The sequence below is a fragment of the Salmonella sp. 32120201201600049SM genome, from assembly GCF_017572835.1.
Taxonomy (GTDB): Bacteria; Pseudomonadota; Gammaproteobacteria; order Enterobacterales; family Enterobacteriaceae; genus Salmonella; species Salmonella enterica.
In genome coordinates this window covers 390602-408126 of sequence record NZ_JAGESA010000002.1, presented here as the reverse complement: position 1 = coordinate 408126, position 17525 = coordinate 390602, and the positions used below count along the sequence as shown (strand labels likewise).

Sequence of the window (17525 nt, the reverse complement as noted above, 5' to 3'; positions counted from 1 at the left end):
TGTTAAAACCACAGCGAAGCCATTTAACGATGTCATCACAACCGAATCAAAGCCTGATAGATGGCATTCGCTGTCTGCAATATCTGGTCTCCAGCGACCGTGCTATCGGATGTCGCGAGCTTGCCCGGTTGATGGATATTAATACCACGCGCGTTAATCGCCTGTTAATGACGATGGCCTCTATTGGACTCACGATGCAGGATGAGCACCGACGCTATTTACCCGGGCCAGGCATTCATGCTTTGGCGGCGCAGGCGATTCGCGGTTCAGCGCTGTTCTCCCATGCGTTGCCTATCCTTGAGCGCCATGCGCCCAGAGACATCGTGGTGGCATTAGGCGTGCTATGGGAAGACCAGATTATCTATATTTATCACTCCAGGCCGGGTTCGCAGGGAAGTCAGGCGCTGGCGGGGTTTCGCATGTGCCCGGCCTGGCAGTCGGTAACAGGAGTGGCGTTACTGGCGGCAGAAAGCGACGAGGCGCTAATGCAGCGTTTTACTCCGGAGCAGTGGCGTAATCTGGCGCCGCATGTGGCGCAGCAGCGCCAGCGGGGATACGTGCTGTGGCATCACGCTGATGGTGAAGTTTCTATGGCGCAACCGCTAGACAAGCACGCCGCAGCGCTGGCCTTTGCGGGAATGTGGCGGATTGATGAGGCGGAGGCGGCTGCGCGTTTACAGGCGTTGAAGGCATTAAACCAGCGTATTGCCCTGTAAGCCTGGCAACCGTGACCGCGTTATCCGCCTGCTGACAAAAACGGCTTTAATACCCCTGTTCAAAATAGCTTTCGAGGATAATCACGGCGGAGGCCGAGTCCACTTTGCCTTTGTTCAGCGCGCGATACCCACCTCGTTCAAACAGACCGGAGCGTGCTTCAACGGTGCTGAGTCGTTCATCGTGCAGCGTGACAGTTACCCCGAAACGCCCATGAATACGGTTGGCGAATTTACGTGCGCGCGCCGTCAGCGGTTGTTCAGTGCCATCCATATTAAGCGGTAGCCCGACAATAATTTCGTCTGGCTGCCACTCTTTCAGCAAACGTTCAATGAGCGTCCAGTCGGGCGTGCCGTCCTGTGCTTTGATTGCCGGAAGCGGACGGGCGGTGCCGGTAATGCGTTGTCCTATTGCAACGCCGATGCTTTTTGTGCCGAAGTCAAAGGCCAGTAAGGTGCCGCTCATCAGGCGTGCCCCGCAACGCCAGGCATGGTCAGAATATCAATGCCAATAAGTTTTGCCGCTTCGCGCCAGCGCTCGGCAATGGGCGTTTTGAACAAAATATTGAGATCGGCGGGCGCGGTAAGCCAGGCGTTATCAAGCAACTCTTGTTCAAGCTGGCCTTTATCCCAGGAGGCGTAGCCCAGCGCGACCAGTACATCGGAAGGCTGTTGTTGGGTACCTAACGTTTCCAGCACATCGCGGGAGGTGGTAATCACGGTATTGTCTGAGATACGAATGCTGGAGGCGAAACGTGACGGCGGAGTATGGAGAATAAATCCGCGATCTTCCGCCAGCGGGCCGCCGAGCATCACGGCTTTATCAAGACGAATTGACGAATCGCGCGGTTCCGGCGTAATTTTTAGTTTTTCCAGAATCCCTTCAATTTGCAGATTTTCCAAAGGCTTATTAACAATAATCCCCATAGCGCCGTCCTGGTTGTGCTCGCAAATATACACCACGGAACGGCGGAAAATCGGGTCCTGGAGCGCAGGCATGGCAATAAGAAAGTGATGCTGTAAATTCATTGTCAGAGGTTCTGTTTCCTGGTTCAAAAAAACGACAGCGTTCAGTATGTGGGGAAAGCGGACGGTTGTCACTCATATAAGCCGTCTCTTGCCAAAGGACGGCGGCCTTATCGGGCAATAGATTGCCGGATGGCGATGCTGATGCGCCGCCTTATCCGACCGGGGCGGCGTGATTGCTCAGGCCCGGTAAGCGCACGCCACCGGGCAATAAACGTTTACTTCGCCAGACGCGCTTCGATGGCGTCCATCAACATCCCGGTGATAGAGATCGGGTATTCCGCTTCAATTTCACGCACGCAGGTTGGGCTGGTCACGTTAATTTCCGTTAAGCGGTCGCCGATAATATCCAGACCGACGAAAATAAGCCCTTTGGCTTTAAGCGTCGGCCCAACGCGGCGGGCGATTTCCCAGTCGCTTTCGCTCAACGGACGGGGTTCGCCGCGACCACCAGCCGCCAGGTTGCCGCGGGTTTCGCCGCCCTGCGGAATACGCGCCAGGCAGTAAGGCACCGGCTCGCCGTCGACGACCAGGACGCGCTTATCGCCATCTTTGATCGCGGGCAGATAGTTCTGCGCCATGCAGTAGCGGTTGCCCAGCTCGGTCAGCGTTTCGGCAATAACGCCTATGTTAGGATCGCCTTCCTTAACGCGGAAAATGGACGCGCCGCCCATACCGTCCAGCGGTTTCATAATGATATCGCCGTGCTTTTCCCAAAACGCTTTGAGCTGCGCTTTATTGCGCGTTACCAGCGTTTCCGGCGTCAGGTCGGAAAACCAGGCAGTATACAGTTTTTCATTACAGTCGCGCAGGCTTTGCGGTTTGTTGACGATCAGCGTCCCTTCCTCTTCAGCGCGTTCCAGAATATAGGTCGCATAAATAAACTCGGTATCAAACGGCGGATCTTTGCGCATCAAAATGACGTCCAGATCGGCGAGTTTAATCTCCTGCTCGCTGCCGAACTCGTACCATTTATCGTAATTTTGCTCCACGCTCAACGTTCGCGTGCGGGCGCGGGCTTCGCCGTTAATCAGATAAAGGTCGGCCATCTCCATATAATGAAGTTCATAACCACGACGTTGGGCTTCCAGCAGCATAGCGAAACTGGTGTCTTTCTTGATGTTGATGTGTGCGATGGGGTCCATCACGATGCCGAGCTTGATCATTATTTTCTCCGTTAACGCTTCATCCTAAGTCGCCAAAACGCACCTGTAGCGCGGTAATGGCGGTGAGCGCGGTTGTCTCAGTACGCAGAACGCGAGGTCCTAACAGAATATCAGTAAACTGATAGCGCGCGGTCATCGCGATTTCGTCCGCCGACAGCCCGCCTTCCGGGCCGATCAGCAGTCGGACGCGTTCAACCGGCAGCGGCAGAGTGTTGATGCTGGCATGGGCGCGCGGATGAAGATTGAGCCTCAGCCCGGAATCTTGCTCGGCGCACCAGGCTTCCAGCGCCATCGGCGGGCGAATTTCCGGCACCCGGTTACGCCCGCATTGTTCGCAGGCGGCGATGGCGATCTTTTGCCACTGCTGGCGCTTTTTGTTCAGACGTTCATTATCCAGTTTAACGCCACAGCGCTCAGAGAACAGTGGCGTAATGAGGCTTACACCTAGTTCGATCGATTTCTGGATAGTAAATTCCATTTTTTCACCGCGCGACATCACCTGGCCCAGATGGATATGTAGCGGCGATTCACGATCGTCGATTTCGCCTTTCATCACTTGCACTTCAACGCTTTTCTTACTGGCGCTAATGATTTCAGCATCGAATACCTGATTACTGCCGTCAAACAGCTGTAACGCTTGTCCCGGTCCCATGCGCAGTACACGACCAATATGGTTGGCCGCATCTTCGCATAACGAAATCTGCGTACCGGACGTCAACAATTCAGGGTGATAAATGCGGGGAATACGCATAATAAAAAAATCCGCGTCATGGCCCCGGCGTTTGGCTATCCAGGGCATGGGTTAACAAGAATCCCGCTAGTGTAGGTTAGCTCTTTCGCGCCTGGCAAGCGCGTTGCACATAGGGATTATGATTACCCTGGACCTTCGCGATACGCGCATCGCGCTCGCACTCCCAGGCGGTAACGGGGTACTGCTTATCCCAGACGTTAAAAAGCTGCGTTTGTTGGCGGGAAAGTTTCAGTTGGTATTGGTCGCGCATATAAAAATAAGTGCGGGCGATTGCGCCACGGGCGCGGGCGGGCGGCTCGGCGAGCTTCACTTTGAAATCCACTTTCATGGCGCACTGCCCGTACTGACCTTCGCCGCCGTTCCACTGGCTATACATAAAGTTGCCGCGATCGCCATTCACTTCGCCAATCGCGGGTTGCAGGTTATGCATATCGCTTTCCATTTTGCGGTAGACCGGGTCTTTAGCGCAGTTTTTTCGCCCGCCGTCCTGCCAGCACTGGCGCTGATGACCGAATTGCCAGGCGGGGACAACGTGCTCCCACTCAATGCGTCTGGCGCGATTCTCGTTTTTACGCACCTTATAGCCGCAGGACTCCAGGTCTACGACGCCTTTTTTACCCTGCCAGCGGATTTGGCACCCGCAGTAAAAGCTGCCGGGCGCGTCGGCATTGACTTTGACGCTCGCCGCTTTGGCCTGAGAAAAATTGTTAATGCCATCGGCCAGGGTCTGGCCTGAAAACGCTGCGGCCAGCAACACAGCGGCAAAAGAGAAATTACGGTACATTGCACACTCCATAGCAAAACGAGCCCGCAACGTAACGAAAGTTGTGTCTGTATGCAATCAGTCCGCTCAGGAAAGTTCCCGGACGTTTCGGGAAACTACCCGGCGACCAGTGGTTCGCCGCAGTGAACGCAACGATAAACCGCTTCGCCGCGTACTACGCGGTTATGACGGCGGACGGTGAGTTGATGTTGCTGGCATTGGCAATGGTAGGGAAAGGTATTGCGCCGTACGGATTGCAGCGCAAATTGATGAGTACGTCTGGCCGGAACGCCCAGCACGCTTTCCATCATCCACTTCCATTCCTTGCCATGCGGAGCCTTGCGTCCGAAGTGCTTCCACACCAACAGATGCGCCAGTTCATGCGGCACGACCTCTGCTATAAAGGTGTCGATGTTTTCCAGCAGTAACACCGGGTTGAGGCGGATTTCGTAGCTCTCCAGCCAGGCGGTGCCCGCCGAGGTGCCGCGTTGCGTATACACCAGTTTCGGCTCCGGATAATGTCTATCGAGCTTGAGGTTCGCCTGGGCGAGATTTTCCCGCAGGCGGCGCATTACGGCCTGCTGAATAGCGATAGGGAGACGAGGGGTTTTCATAGCGGCAGAGAATAGTGCGACGGAAGAGGGACTGCAAGAAAAACGCTTCCCCCTGTGGCAGGAGGAAGCGTGGAGGGATTAGTCGTGGGCGCCGATTTCGCGCAGTTTACGACCTTTCATCAGGTTACGTTCAATGTGTTCCAGCGAAACGTGTTTGGTTTCCGGCACCAGCCACAGGGTCAGCAGGATAAACAGCACGTTCAGGCCAGCGTAGACCCAGAAGGTGTTGGCGTTACCCAGATTGTTCAGCATGGTCAGGAACGTTGCGCCGACGATCATATTGGCGATCCAGTTGGTCGCGGTGGAGCAGGTGATGCCGAAATCGCGGCCTTTCAGCGGTTGGATTTCGGAGCACAGTACCCAAATCAGCGGACCAGCGCTCATCGCAAATCCAATGATGAACATCAGCAGCATAGCGATAGCGAAGTATTGCGCAGACGGCGAATGGATGCCGATGTGCATCATCGTACCCAGAATCCCCATACCAATCGCCATGACCAGGAAGCCCAGCGTCAGGGTAGGTTTGCGGCCCCAGCGGTCAACCAGGCCGATAGCGATGAAGGTTGCCAGCACGTTAGTCAGACCAACAATAACGGTACCCCACATCTGCTCCGTGGTATTCGTGTACCCCGCCAGTTCGAAGATTTTCGGCGCGTAATACATGATGACGTTCATCCCGGTAAATTGCTGCATGACCTGCAACAAAATGCCAAGAAACACGGCGCGGCGGAAGTTGCTGTTCTCTTTGAACAGCGCCCAACCGCTCTGTTTAACCTGCAAACTTTCGCGAATTTCATCAAGCTCACGTTTTGCTTCCGCACTGGTGTCACGCAGGCGCAACAGGACGCGTTCAGCATCATGGAAGCGGCGTTTCGCCGCAAACCAGCGCGGGCTGTCCGGCAGGAAGAAGACGCCGATCAGCAGCAGAATGGCTGGGATGATGATCACGCCGAGCATCCAGCGCCATGCGCCGCTGTAGCTGAACGCGGTGTCGGACAGATAAGCGCCCAGAATCCCGATGGTGATCATGAGCTGGTACATTGAGATCATACTGCCGCGAATTTTTTCCGGCGCGATCTCTGACAGGTACAACGGTGCAGTGTAGGAAGCGACGCCGACGGCCAGACCCAGCAGCACGCGAGAAATAATCAGGACTTCAACGTTAGGCGCCGCAGCGGAGAACAGCGAACCGGCGACGAACAGGATAGCGCCGATCATCAGGCTTTTTTTACGACCCAGCTTAAAGGAGAGCCAGCCGCTGCCGACAGCGCCGACGGCCGCGCCAAACATCATGGAGCTGACCACCCATTCCTGAGTGTGTGCGGTAATCTGAAACTCGTCGGTAATGAAGGGTAAAGCACCGGCGATAACGCCGATATCCAGGCCAAAAAGTAATCCTGCCAGGGCTGCAAGAAAGCAGACAAAAAATGTCATGGCCTTGTTGGAACGCCCTTGTTTTTTATTGTCAGGCATTATGCCCTCCGGTTGGGTTAGCAATTTTATCGATGTTAAGAGTAGGTGAGTACGCCGTAAAAAGATGTGAGGCTAATCACAATGGTGTAATCGTTTACACTACTATTTATCTCGGTGATTATTTAATTATCTGAAAAATAATAGTTTTAATAATCTTATAACCATATCAATCGCCTGGTATTCAGACAAAGTTGAAAAATTATGTAATATTTTCATCGCAGAATTAGCATACCGATAGTGATGTAGTCAGTTCTTAATGAAAATGAATGTAACCGCTTTCATGATGACTGAAACTGAATGATAAAAAGTGTAGTCGAAGAAACGAAAGGGGAGAGTGGATTGTGCTGCGCATCACAAAAAGGTCAGTATAAATTCACGCTGGAATATCTGATAACGTTGCGTGTATCAGCAATGATAAAGGCCAGCAGGGCGCTGGCCTTGATAAGTACGGTATGGTTTACCTGACTGAAAAACAGCGTCAGGCGCGGGCGATTATTTCAGACCGGCAGCATCGCGCAGCAGTTGCGCTTTGTCGGTTTTTTCCCATGGGAAGTTTTCGCGACCGAAGTGGCCGTAAGCCGCAGTTTCTTTGTAGATCGGGTGCAGCAGATCCAGCATCTGAATCAAGCCGTACGGGCGCAGGTCGAAGAATTCGCGCACCAGCAGAATCAACTGTTCAGCAGGCACTTTTTCAGTACCGAACGTTTCCACCATGATGGACGTCGGCTCCGCTACGCCGATAGCGTAGGAGACCTGGATTTCACAGCGATCCGCCAGACCTGCCGCCACGATGTTTTTCGCGACATAACGCGCAGCGTAAGCTGCAGAACGGTCAACTTTAGACGGATCTTTACCGGAGAAGGCGCCGCCGCCGTGACGCGCCATACCGCCGTAGGTATCAACAATGATCTTACGACCGGTCAGACCACAATCGCCCATCGGGCCGCCGATAACAAAACGACCGGTTGGGTTGATAAAAAACTTAGTGGACGTATTTAACCATTCAGACGGCAGAATGGGTTTGATGATCTCTTCCATCACCGCTTCTTGCAGCGATTTTTGGTCGATATCTTCTGCGTGCTGCGTAGAGAGAACCACGGCGTCGATACCGACGATTTTGCCGTCGTCATACTGGAAAGTGACCTGGCTTTTTGCATCCGGACGCAACCATGGCAGGGTGCCATTTTTACGCACTTCAGCCTGACGCTGTACCAGACGGTGCGCGTAGGTGATTGGCGCAGGCATCAGTACGTCGGTTTCATTTGTCGCGTAGCCAAACATCAGACCCTGGTCGCCCGCGCCTTGTTCCAGCGGGTCTGCGCGGTCAACGCCCTGGTTGATATCCGGAGACTGTTTGCCAATTGCGCTCAGTACCGCGCAAGAGTTGGCGTCAAAGCCCATGTCGGAATGCACATAGCCAATTTCGCGCACCGTATTACGGGTAATCTCTTCGATATCGACCCAGGCGCTGGTGGTGATCTCACCGCCAACTAAAACCATGCCGGTTTTAACGTAGGTTTCACAGGCGACGCGTGCTTTCGGATCCTGTTGCAGGATAGCGTCCAACACGGCATCAGAGATTTGGTCTGCGATTTTGTCAGGATGCCCTTCTGATACGGACTCAGACGTAAAAAGGTGTTTTGCCATATTTAATTTCACCTAAGGAGAATTTAGTTAGCTCAAACTGTTGTGCGGAATAGTCATGACAGAAGATTCTACCATGAGTCTGAAGGTCGCTGACACTGGCAGTCTGAGTGTTAATCAGTATGGATGGATTAACATCTGGACGGCTATTTTAGGTCACTTCTTCGCCCAATTTCCAGCTTTTTTTGAAGGCCGTCGCAATGTCGGTCAAAATCAGGCGGTAAACGTTTCTGATAATGCTGACATTATGCGCATTTATGCTTTGCTTTTTTTCTGCGTTCTGGGTATAAAACGCGACGCGCGGCTCATACAAAAGCACACGACGTTTTCTTCGTGTCGCCACTTCCAGCCGGGTTAAAACGTTGCTTTGGCTTGTGGGTTCGTCTTACGAGGCGGCCGTGGAGGTGATACGAGATAATGAACCGTTGTATTCTGCTGAATCTGTCGCATCGTTCTGGTGCGCGCATGTCCCCCGCAATCTGCATCTCTGCTTTGCATACCTGCCGATGTTATACCCATCTCGGCGCTTCTCAGGATTCCAGAGCCGGCAATGGAGCTGAAGACTGAACAAGGGCGCTCTTGTTAACGCAAGAGTTTTCTCGTGGTTTCGCCGAACCGTTATCTGTGAGTTCGGTTACGTGTTTACAATGATATGAAAAAGAAACCGGTCGCGCAGGCGGAGCATCAGCGCTATCTGCTGGAAAATCCGCTTGTCTATGGGTTGTTATCGCGTCTTCGGATTGCGATAGTAGTCAACTGTTTTACACTTGCTAATAAAAATTGAGGTTCGCTATGTCTGACGACATGTCTATGGGTTCGCCTTCGTCAGCAGGCGAACAGGGTGTACTACGCTCCATGCAGGAGGTTGCAATGAGCTCCCAGGAAGCCAGCAAGATGCTGCGCACTTACAATATTGCCTGGTGGGGCAATAACTACTACGACGTCAACGAGCTGGGCCATATTAGTGTATGCCCCGATCCCGACGTACCGGAAGCGCGTGTCGATCTTGCCAAACTGGTGAAAGCGCGCGAAGCGCAAGGTCAGCGTCTGCCGGCGCTGTTCTGCTTCCCACAGATCCTGCAACACCGTTTGCGTTCAATTAACGCGGCGTTTAAGCGTGCGCGTGAATCTTACGGTTATAACGGCGACTACTTCCTCGTTTATCCGATTAAGGTCAATCAGCATCGCCGCGTGATCGAGTCCCTTATCCATTCCGGTGAACCGTTGGGGCTGGAAGCGGGGTCGAAAGCGGAATTGATGGCGGTGCTGGCGCATGCCGGCATGACCCGTAGCGTGATCGTCTGTAATGGTTATAAAGACCGTGAATATATTCGGCTGGCGCTGATTGGCGAGAAGATGGGCCATAAGGTTTATCTGGTCATCGAAAAGATGTCTGAAATCGCGATTGTGCTGGAAGAGGCCGAGCGCCTGAACGTGGTTCCTCGCCTGGGCGTGCGTGCGCGTCTGGCCTCTCAGGGGTCCGGTAAGTGGCAATCCTCCGGCGGCGAAAAATCAAAATTCGGTCTGGCGGCGACCCAGGTGCTGCAACTGGTGGAGACCCTGCGTGACGCCGGGCGTCTGGACAGTCTGCAACTGTTGCACTTCCACCTGGGATCGCAGATGGCGAACATTCGCGATATCGCGACAGGTGTGCGTGAATCCGCGCGTTTTTACGTTGAACTACACAAGCTGGGCGTCAATATTCAGTGCTTCGACGTGGGCGGCGGTCTGGGCGTGGATTATGAAGGTACCCGCTCGCAGTCCGACTGTTCGGTGAACTATGGCCTGAACGAATATGCCAATAACATCATCTGGGCGATTGGCGATGCCTGCGAAGAGCATGGTTTACCGCATCCGACGGTGATTACCGAGTCTGGCCGCGCCGTCACTGCGCACCATACGGTACTGGTCTCTAACATTATCGGCGTGGAGCGTAACGAATACACGGATCCGACTGCCCCTGCTGAAGATGCGCCGCGCGCGCTGCAAAATCTGTGGGAAACCTGGCAGGAGATGCATAAGCCTGGCACTCGCCGCTCGCTGCGTGAATGGCTGCATGATAGCCAAATGGATCTGCACGATATTCATATCGGCTACTCTTCCGGCGCGTTTAGTTTGCAGGAGCGCGCCTGGGCGGAGCAACTTTATCTCAGCATGTGCCATGAAGTGCAGAAGCAACTGGACCCGCAAAACCGTGCGCATCGTCCGATTATCGACGAACTGCAAGAGCGGATGGCGGACAAAATGTACGTCAACTTCTCGCTGTTCCAGTCAATGCCGGACGCGTGGGGAATCGATCAGCTCTTCCCGGTGCTGCCGCTGGAAGGGTTAGATCAGGTACCGGAACGTCGTGCCGTGCTGCTGGATATAACCTGTGATTCCGATGGCGCTATTGACCACTATATCGATGGCGACGGTATCGCCACGACGATGCCGATGCCGGAATACGATCCAGAGAATCCGCCGATGCTCGGCTTCTTTATGGTCGGCGCCTATCAGGAGATCCTCGGTAACATGCACAACCTGTTTGGCGATACTGAAGCGGTTGACGTGTTTGTCTTCCCGGATGGTAGCGTCGAGGTTGAACTGTCGGACGAAGGCGATACCGTTGCGGATATGCTGCAATATGTGCAACTGGATCCAAAAACGTTGTTAACGCATTTCCGCGACCAGGTAAAACAGACGGATCTGGACGATGCGTTGCAGCAGCAGTTCCTTGAGGAATTTGAAGCGGGACTGTACGGTTATACTTATCTTGAAGATGAGTAATTAAGAGTATTCCACTTGTGGGTCGATTTAATTATTTAAATCGACCCTTTTATATTTTATAAATTCTTAATTATCAGCGCGTCGCTTCTCTATGTAATCTTATGGGCCTACAATCCCCCTAATAATTAAAAAGGGGTGTGAGTATGAGCAAATTTAAATTTAATGCCGTCATTGTTGGCTTGTTTTTGCTGTTAGGCGGCTGTTCCAGCGGAATGCAATCTAATAATGGCTCTTCATCCGACGTCGGCACCGCCTGGGGCGGCGACGTGCATTCATCGGTACAAAGCGTTTCGGTAGAACGTGCCGATCGAGAACCTGCCGAAATGGTGGTAATAAATTACTCCACTCAATATCCGTCAGGTTACGATAAAGTTTATAGTATACGTATCAGCGATCTTGAATATGCTGTGCGCGACGCTAATTTTAATTCAATTCCAATTACTCGTCGCTACAACGCATCAATGGGACAATGGCAATATAGTATTCCTGCAAGATCAGGGATGAACTATCAGTTATATATTCGTAATTACAGTCATGATACCAATTACGAAATCGTCGCAACGGTTGATGGCCTGGACGTGTTGAACGGAAAAGCAGGCTCGCTGAATCATCATGGCTATATTGTTAACGCCGGCGATTCACTGGCGATTAAAGGGTTTCGCAAAGATAAACACACTGAGGCGGCATTCCAGTTCGCCGACGTAGCTGACGCTTATGCGGCCCACTCCGCGCAGGGCGATGTACGCAACATCGGCGTCATCGGCTTTGCCGCTTTTGCATTGCAGGGTAAAGCAACAAATACGCTACCGCCTTGTTCCTCGCAGGCTTTCCCGGCGGACAACAACGGGTATGCGCCGCCGCCCTGCCGCAAATAAACCCGGCGTCAGGACGTCAAATACGTGCTATGGGAATCAGCGCCTTTCCTGCCGAGTCTGGTGGGGAAGGACTGTATGACGCGCATAGCCGTAGGTTGCGGGAAAGAAACGACCACTCTCTGGCAGGGAAATTGTTTACCATAAACATTAGGATTTGTTTACACTACCCTCAAGTGGAGCAATTGCTGTCTACATAGGTATGTGCATGGAACAAATTTTAACCAAGCGGCGCTATTTTGATATAGGGCTGCAAATAGAAGAACTACTCTATTCAGGGGTATTTAAAGCTGGCGAGCGACTTCCGGCGGAGAGAGAACTCAGCGAGCGTTTTCAAACCAGCCGCACGACGATTCGTGAGGCGATTATTATGCTTGAGCTGAAGGGAGTGGTAGAGGTTAAGCAAGGCGCAGGCACTTACTTTATTGATAGTCTGGAGAAAATCAATCAAAAAGCGCTCTTGCCTTACTCAGACATTGGCCCCTTTGAATTGCTACAGGCCCGGCAGGTCATCGAAAGCAACATCACCGGTTTTGCCGCTACGCAAATAAGATTTAATGAACTTAAGCAGCTTAAACGTATTATTGAGCAGCAGGAAAAGCAGATTGGCGGCGACAGCGACAAATTTGAAGAACTGGATCGCCAGTTCCACAATATCATCGCGGAATCCACGCAAAATCGTGTATTAATGAAACAATCTGCCGAGCTGTGGCGGGCTGTCAGGACCGAAAATCCGCGCTGGAAGCAGTTAAACTATAAGTATTTACATAAGAAAGAGTTAAGAATGAAATGGGTGGAAGATCACCGTAGTATCTTCCTTGCATTGCAAAAACGCGATGCTGAGCAGGCCAGACAGGCCTCGTGGACCCATCTTGAAAACAGTAAAAATGAGCTGGTAAAAATCTTCCAACAGGATGATTCGCTGGAAGATTTTGATGATTTTTTCTTCGCCACCTGACGGCTATTTTCAGGCGGATGACATTTTTGTCAGCGATTAACCGGGCCTGCCGCCAAAAACAAGCCCGGAGAGAGGGAATCAGGCTTCGTAAACGCTCAGCTTATCCCAGTCAAACTCTACGCCAATGCCGTAGGTGTCCGGTGCCACGGCGCGATAATTGTCGACCACCAGCGGATGTTTGGTATATTGATCGATCGGGAAACTGTGAACCTCCAGTCAGCCAGTCTCGAATGCGGAAACCAGTCTGACGTGTAATTCCTGCATACCGAGCGAGCATACCAAACGACCGCCATTCGTCGACAGACGCGCCGCCTTCAACCAACCATTTTCCACAGCGGCAGTTTTTCACGTTTGCCTTTCAAATCCCAAAGGGCGATATCCACCGCAGACATCGCAAACGACGCGATGCCTCCGCAACCCATATAGTGAATATGCTATTCCATAAAGTCATAGATATCGTCAATCGCAGCGCCCTCTTTCCCTGACAGTACCGGGGCAAGATCGTGATCGATCATCGCTTTAATTGCATACCCTCCCTTTCCGCCGGTATAGGAATATCCGGTGCCAGTTGAACCGTCTTCCAGCGTAATCGTCGTGGTTACCAGTTCGAAATGGCTATTATGCCATGTTTCGCGTCAACTAAGACCTCGGCCAGAGGGGCTTTGAAAGCTTTGTTTCAACGTACCTAATCTGCGTCTTCATCAATTTTTTCCTGTGTTCAATCAATGGATTAATTTGCCAATTACGTCTAAAGGCGGCTTACTCCTCATCGCTTTAGCAGCGACCCGGATGATCAAAACCGTAACTGATGTTCTTAGGTTAACGTTGATGCTGATAATAAATTGAGCTCATTAATTCACTAGACAAATTATCCGGTTTGGTTTGCTGTATTTCGGGTGATTATTGAACCAATCATGCGTGACATATACGCTTGCAGCGGGGTGTTATTCAATAAGATATTGTTTTTAATGGGGTTTAATGATTGCTGGTTGTATGGGTGGTATGCCAATTCGTGGCCGATTTTTCTAATCAAAATCACGCTTTTGTGAATCGTAAAATTTATCCTGAGAAGTGATTTTTATAACTAATTGATAAATAAATTATTTTTATTCATTCTGCTATTAGTCAGCATACCAGGGTAAAGAATCTGGTGCCATGAGTGTGATCATATTCACGGATTTTGGTATGGTGTTTAAGCAGAATTGGTAAACAAAACAGGAGTGGGAAAAATTCATGGACACCATAGCTCGCCAGTTAGACGCCGCAAGGCACCAATTCAAAACGACTTATTCACGTCAGGGAATGGAAGCCAACATCGTACATATTGGATTTGGCGCCTTTCACCGTGGTCATCAGGCTGTTTATAACGATCTCACGAATGAGATAACCGGCAACCGCTGGGGGATTTTTGAACTGAATCTGTTCGGCGATGCGGAGCTGGTGGATGCGCTAAATGCGCAACAGGGGCTGTTTTCAGTGGTGGAAACGTCAGCCAGCGCCATCAATAGTCGCCTGGTTCGTACCGTCACCGGCGCGTTGCATACGCCGAAGTCAGGTATTCAGGCGGCGATCGAGAAGCTAACTGAGCCGCAGGTAAAAATTGTTTCGTTGACGATAACGGAAAAAGGTTACTGCACCGATCCGCGGTCCAGAACGCTCGATCTCAGCCATCCGCTCATCAAACACGATCTTGCCGATCCTGAACATCCCCGGTCAGCACTCGGACTGATCGTCGAAGCGCTACGGATACGCCGCCAGCAAGGGCTTCCCCCGTTTAGTGTACTGTCGTGCGATAACATTCCGGAAAACGGTCATTTGACCAAAACGGCGATCGTTACGTTTGCCGATAATCTCGATCCGCAGCTGGCGGCCTGGATAGCGAAGCATGTCACCTTTCCTGGCACCATGGTCGATCGCATCGTGCCGGCAATGACGCCAGAGCAATTTGACATGATTAAAGACCAGATCGGTTTTGCCGATCCCTGCGGCATCGTATGCGAGGATTTCCGTCAGTGGGTTATCGAAGATAATTTCGTTGCCGGTCGTCCTGACTGGGATAAAGCAGGGGCGATGTTCGTCTCGGACGTGCTTCCCTATGAAGAAATGAAACTTCGTATGCTGAATGGCAGCCATTCGTTTCTCGCCTATAACGGCAGCCTGGCTGGATATGAGTTTATCTATCAGTGCATGGAAGACGACGCTTTTAAAACCGCCGTACATCATTTAATGACGGAAGAGCAGGCAAAATCGCTGCGCCCGAATTTGGCGGTAGATGTACATCAATATGCGCAGTTGCTCATTGAGCGATTCAGCAACCCGAACATTAAACATAAGACCGGACAGATTGCGATGGACGGTTCTCAGAAGCTGCCTCAGCGGGCCGTCGATCCTTATCTGACGCTCCAGGCGCGCGGCGTTAAGGGCAGGGCGTTAGCGACGCTGATTGCGGGCTGGCTCCATTACGTCATTAATACGCTCTCTCAGGGGCTGAGTGTGGCCGACCCGCTCAATGATACCTTCAATGCGGCTATTAAAAATAAAAACACGCGATGGGAACAAGCGCTGTCTTTGCTGCAGATAAATAGCATCTTTGGAACGCTGGCCAGCGACAACGCAGACTTTTTAAACGACATTCAGCAGGCCTTTAACCATATTGAATTACATGGCGTCACGGCCACCATTCACCGTTTATCTTCAAAGGGTTAAGTATGAAAACGCTTATTTGTAATAATCCGGGAAATATTGAATACATTGAAAGAGATATTCCTCATTTAAAAGACGATGAAGTACTGTTAAAAATTAAAGCGGTTGGTATTTGCGGCACCGATATCCATGCGTTTGCCGGTCGCCAGCCCTTTTTTGCCTATCCGCGCGTGCTGGGTCATGAAATTTGCGGCGTGGCGGAAATGTTGGGTAAATCGTGCAGCACGGCGAAGGTCGGCCAACGCTATAGCGTTATTCCCTGTATTCCTTGCGGCGCTTGCGCAGCCTGCCGGGAAGGAAAAACCAACTGCTGTGAGAACGTCTCGCTGTATGGCGTTCACCAGGACGGCGGCTTTAGCGAATATCTGGCCGTTCGTGAACAAAATCTGGTTGAACTGTCGGATAACCTCACCGACAGCGCGGGCGCGCTGGTTGAGTGTTTCGCCATCAGCGCCCATGCAGTACGCCGCGCTGACGTGAAGCCGCAGCAAAACATTTTGGTGGTCGGCGCCGGGCCGATTGGGCTGGCCGCCGCCGCGATAGCAAAAGCCAAAGGCGCTCGCGTCGCGGTAGCTGATATTGACGCCGAACGCCGTCGTCTGGTAGCCGAAAAGGTAGGCGTTGCAACGCTCGATCCGTCGTCAGACGACTATATTGATGCGCTGAAAGCCTGTTTCTCCGGTGAATTAGCCGGCACTGTGCTTGATGCCACCGGCAATAAATCCTCCATGAGCCGCGCTGTCGATCTGATTCGTCACGGCGGAAAAATCGTCTTCATCGGGCTATATATCGGCGAGCTCGTCATTGACGATCCGACCTTCCATAAAAAAGAGACCACGCTATTGAGCAGTCGTAACGCGACGCGGGAAGACTTCGAATGTGTCATTGAGCTAATGGCTCAGGGCGCTATTAGCGAAACAATGATGAAAAACCAGGAATTCGATTTCTATACGTTCGGCAACCAGTACCAGAAGAACGTGGTAGAAAACAAAAAATTGGTTAAAGGCGTTATCAAATTTTAATAGCGGGATAGTTATGTCAACAATATTAGTCAAAGAAAATGAATTGAAAGCGCTGGCGTTTAATAAACTCACCCAGGCGGGCCTTGACGCGCAAACGGCGCAGCAGGTAGCCGACGTTTTGGTTCATGCCGATATTACCGGCGTTCACTCCCACGGCGTTATTCGCGTAGAGCACTATTGTACCCGCCTGAACGCAGGCGGGCTCAATCCAAAAGCAACATTCAGCATTGAACAGATTTCGCCTTCTGTCGCTATTCTGGACTCTGATGATGGAATGGGACACTGCGCGCTGATAAAGGCGACAGACCACGCTATTAGTCTGGCAAGAGAGACGGGGCTGGGCTTCGTCAGCGTCAAAAATACGTCCCACTGCGGCGCGCTCTCGTGGTTTATTGAGCAGGCGACAAGCCAGGGAATGGTGGCTATCGCCATGACGCAAACGGATACCTGCGTTGCGCCGTATGGCGGCGCGGAGCGCTTTCTGGGGACTAACCCAATCGCCTTCGGCTTCCCCGTTAAAGACAGCCATCCGATGATCGTCGATATGGCGACCAGCGCCATTGCGTTTGGTAAAATTCTGCACGCCAAAGAAACCGGGAAACCAATAGGTCATGGTCTGGCGCTGGATAAAGAGGGACATATCACTACCGATCCGCATAAAATTGAAAATCTGCTGCCCTTTGGCGGACACAAAGGTTCTGGTATTGCCCTGGCGATTGATGCGCTCACGGGCGTCCTGATGGGGGCAAACTTTAGCAACCATATTGTTCGGATGTATGGCGACTATGACAAGATGCGCAAGTTAGCGAGTCTGGTTATCGTTATTGATCCGCAGATGTTGGGCAATCCGCTGTTTTCCTCAATAATGAGCACAATGGTCAATGAGCTAAGGGCTGTAAAACCGATGCCCGGTGTTGATAAGGTGCTGGCGCCAAACGATCCGCAAATCGCCTATAAAGAAAAATGTTTAAAAGAAGGTATTCCTGTGGCTGAAGGTATTTACCAGTACCTGATTGGCTGATAATTATAATCACGACCATTATTTAGGATA

18 protein-coding genes and 1 pseudogene are annotated in these 17525 nt (G+C 51.8%); 10 read left to right on the top strand and 9 right to left on the bottom strand.

What is annotated here, in order from left to right:
- Nucleotides 1-29 precede the first annotated feature (29 nt).
- Complete coding sequence (locus tag J4650_RS07935) at nt 30-716, top strand: IclR family transcriptional regulator (protein ID WP_023993945.1); 687 nt, start codon at nt 30-32, stop codon at nt 714-716.
- Between the two features lie 46 nt (nt 717-762).
- On the opposite strand, the gene ruvX is transcribed toward J4650_RS07935, so the two are convergent.
- The 8 genes from ruvX to metK all read right to left on the bottom strand — a co-directional run bounded on the left by ruvX (nt 763) and on the right by metK (nt 8153).
- Nucleotides 763-1179, bottom strand: coding sequence for a Holliday junction resolvase RuvX (gene ruvX / locus J4650_RS07930; protein ID WP_000017096.1), 417 nt, complete (start codon nt 1177-1179; stop codon nt 763-765).
- Nucleotides 1179-1742, bottom strand: a complete 564-nt coding sequence (locus J4650_RS07925; RefSeq protein WP_001053173.1) for a YqgE/AlgH family protein — start codon at nt 1740-1742, stop codon at nt 1179-1181. The genes ruvX and J4650_RS07925 overlap by 1 nt, the downstream gene beginning before the upstream one ends.
- Before the next feature lie 215 nt (nt 1743-1957).
- Nucleotides 1958-2905, bottom strand: a complete 948-nt coding sequence (gene gshB, locus J4650_RS07920) for a glutathione synthase (RefSeq protein WP_023232636.1) — start codon at nt 2903-2905, stop codon at nt 1958-1960.
- A gap of 19 nt (nt 2906-2924) precedes the next feature.
- Complete coding sequence (gene rsmE, locus J4650_RS07915; RefSeq protein ID WP_023993946.1) at nt 2925-3656, bottom strand: 16S rRNA (uracil(1498)-N(3))-methyltransferase; 732 nt, start codon at nt 3654-3656, stop codon at nt 2925-2927.
- A gap of 76 nt (nt 3657-3732) precedes the next feature.
- Entirely contained in the window at nt 3733-4440 is a 708-nt protein-coding gene (gene endA, locus J4650_RS07910; protein ID WP_023993947.1) for a deoxyribonuclease I, read from the bottom strand.
- A 95-nt stretch (nt 4441-4535) separates the two neighbouring features.
- On the bottom strand, nt 4536-5033 hold the full coding sequence (locus J4650_RS07905) for a SprT family zinc-dependent metalloprotease (protein WP_000856775.1): 498 nt from the start codon (nt 5031-5033) through the stop codon (nt 4536-4538).
- Nucleotides 5034-5111: 78 nt separating this feature from the next.
- Nucleotides 5112-6506: a galactose/proton symporter gene (galP, locus tag J4650_RS07900; protein WP_001113171.1), complete on the bottom strand. Its 1395-nt coding sequence runs from the start codon at nt 6504-6506 to the stop codon at nt 5112-5114.
- A gap of 492 nt (nt 6507-6998) precedes the next feature.
- The gene (metK, locus tag J4650_RS07895; RefSeq protein WP_001062140.1) at nt 6999-8153 is read right to left on the bottom strand and encodes a methionine adenosyltransferase; all 1155 of its coding nucleotides are present in this window, start codon (nt 8151-8153) and stop codon (nt 6999-7001) included.
- 55 nt (nt 8154-8208) lie between these two features.
- Here metK and J4650_RS07890 point away from each other — a divergent pair, with 55 nt between their 5' ends.
- The 6 genes from J4650_RS07890 (at nt 8209) to J4650_RS07865 (ending at nt 12749) form a co-directional block, all read left to right on the top strand.
- A complete protein-coding gene (locus tag J4650_RS07890) occupies nt 8209-8508 on the top strand; it encodes a hypothetical protein (RefSeq protein WP_001540882.1) in 300 nt (99 codons plus the stop codon).
- Nucleotides 8509-8567: 59 nt separating this feature from the next.
- Nucleotides 8568-8717: a hypothetical protein gene (locus J4650_RS22940; RefSeq protein ID WP_001751809.1), complete on the top strand. Its 150-nt coding sequence runs from the start codon at nt 8568-8570 to the stop codon at nt 8715-8717.
- Nucleotides 8718-8802: 85 nt separating this feature from the next.
- Nucleotides 8803-8934, top strand: a complete 132-nt coding sequence (gene yqgB, locus J4650_RS07880) for an acid stress response protein YqgB (protein ID WP_000729109.1) — start codon at nt 8803-8805, stop codon at nt 8932-8934.
- A gap of 8 nt (nt 8935-8942) precedes the next feature.
- Entirely contained in the window at nt 8943-10919 is a 1977-nt protein-coding gene (speA, locus tag J4650_RS07875) for a biosynthetic arginine decarboxylase (RefSeq protein ID WP_001278580.1), read from the top strand.
- 143 nt (nt 10920-11062) lie between these two features.
- Nucleotides 11063-11794, top strand: coding sequence for a hypothetical protein (locus J4650_RS07870; protein WP_000032796.1), 732 nt, complete (start codon nt 11063-11065; stop codon nt 11792-11794).
- A gap of 154 nt (nt 11795-11948) precedes the next feature.
- A complete protein-coding gene (locus J4650_RS07865) occupies nt 11949-12749 on the top strand; it encodes a FadR/GntR family transcriptional regulator (protein WP_001576357.1) in 801 nt (266 codons plus the stop codon).
- A gap of 314 nt (nt 12750-13063) precedes the next feature.
- Here the strand turns inward: J4650_RS07865 and J4650_RS22935 are convergent.
- Nucleotides 13064-13333 (bottom strand): annotated as a pseudogene (locus J4650_RS22935) (hypothetical protein).
- Between the two features lie 649 nt (nt 13334-13982).
- On the opposite strand from J4650_RS22935, the gene J4650_RS07855 reads away from it, so the two are divergent.
- From J4650_RS07855 to J4650_RS07845, 3 genes are read left to right on the top strand one after another with little or no spacing between them, the layout of a single operon-like run.
- A complete protein-coding gene (locus tag J4650_RS07855; protein WP_023993948.1) occupies nt 13983-15455 on the top strand; it encodes a mannitol dehydrogenase family protein in 1473 nt (490 codons plus the stop codon).
- Between the two features lie 2 nt (nt 15456-15457).
- On the top strand, nt 15458-16474 hold the full coding sequence (locus J4650_RS07850) for a zinc-binding alcohol dehydrogenase family protein (protein ID WP_000853911.1): 1017 nt from the start codon (nt 15458-15460) through the stop codon (nt 16472-16474).
- A gap of 13 nt (nt 16475-16487) precedes the next feature.
- Nucleotides 16488-17495, top strand: a complete 1008-nt coding sequence (locus tag J4650_RS07845) for an Ldh family oxidoreductase (RefSeq protein WP_000104231.1) — start codon at nt 16488-16490, stop codon at nt 17493-17495.
- The last annotated feature ends 30 nt before the right edge of the window (nt 17496-17525 follow it).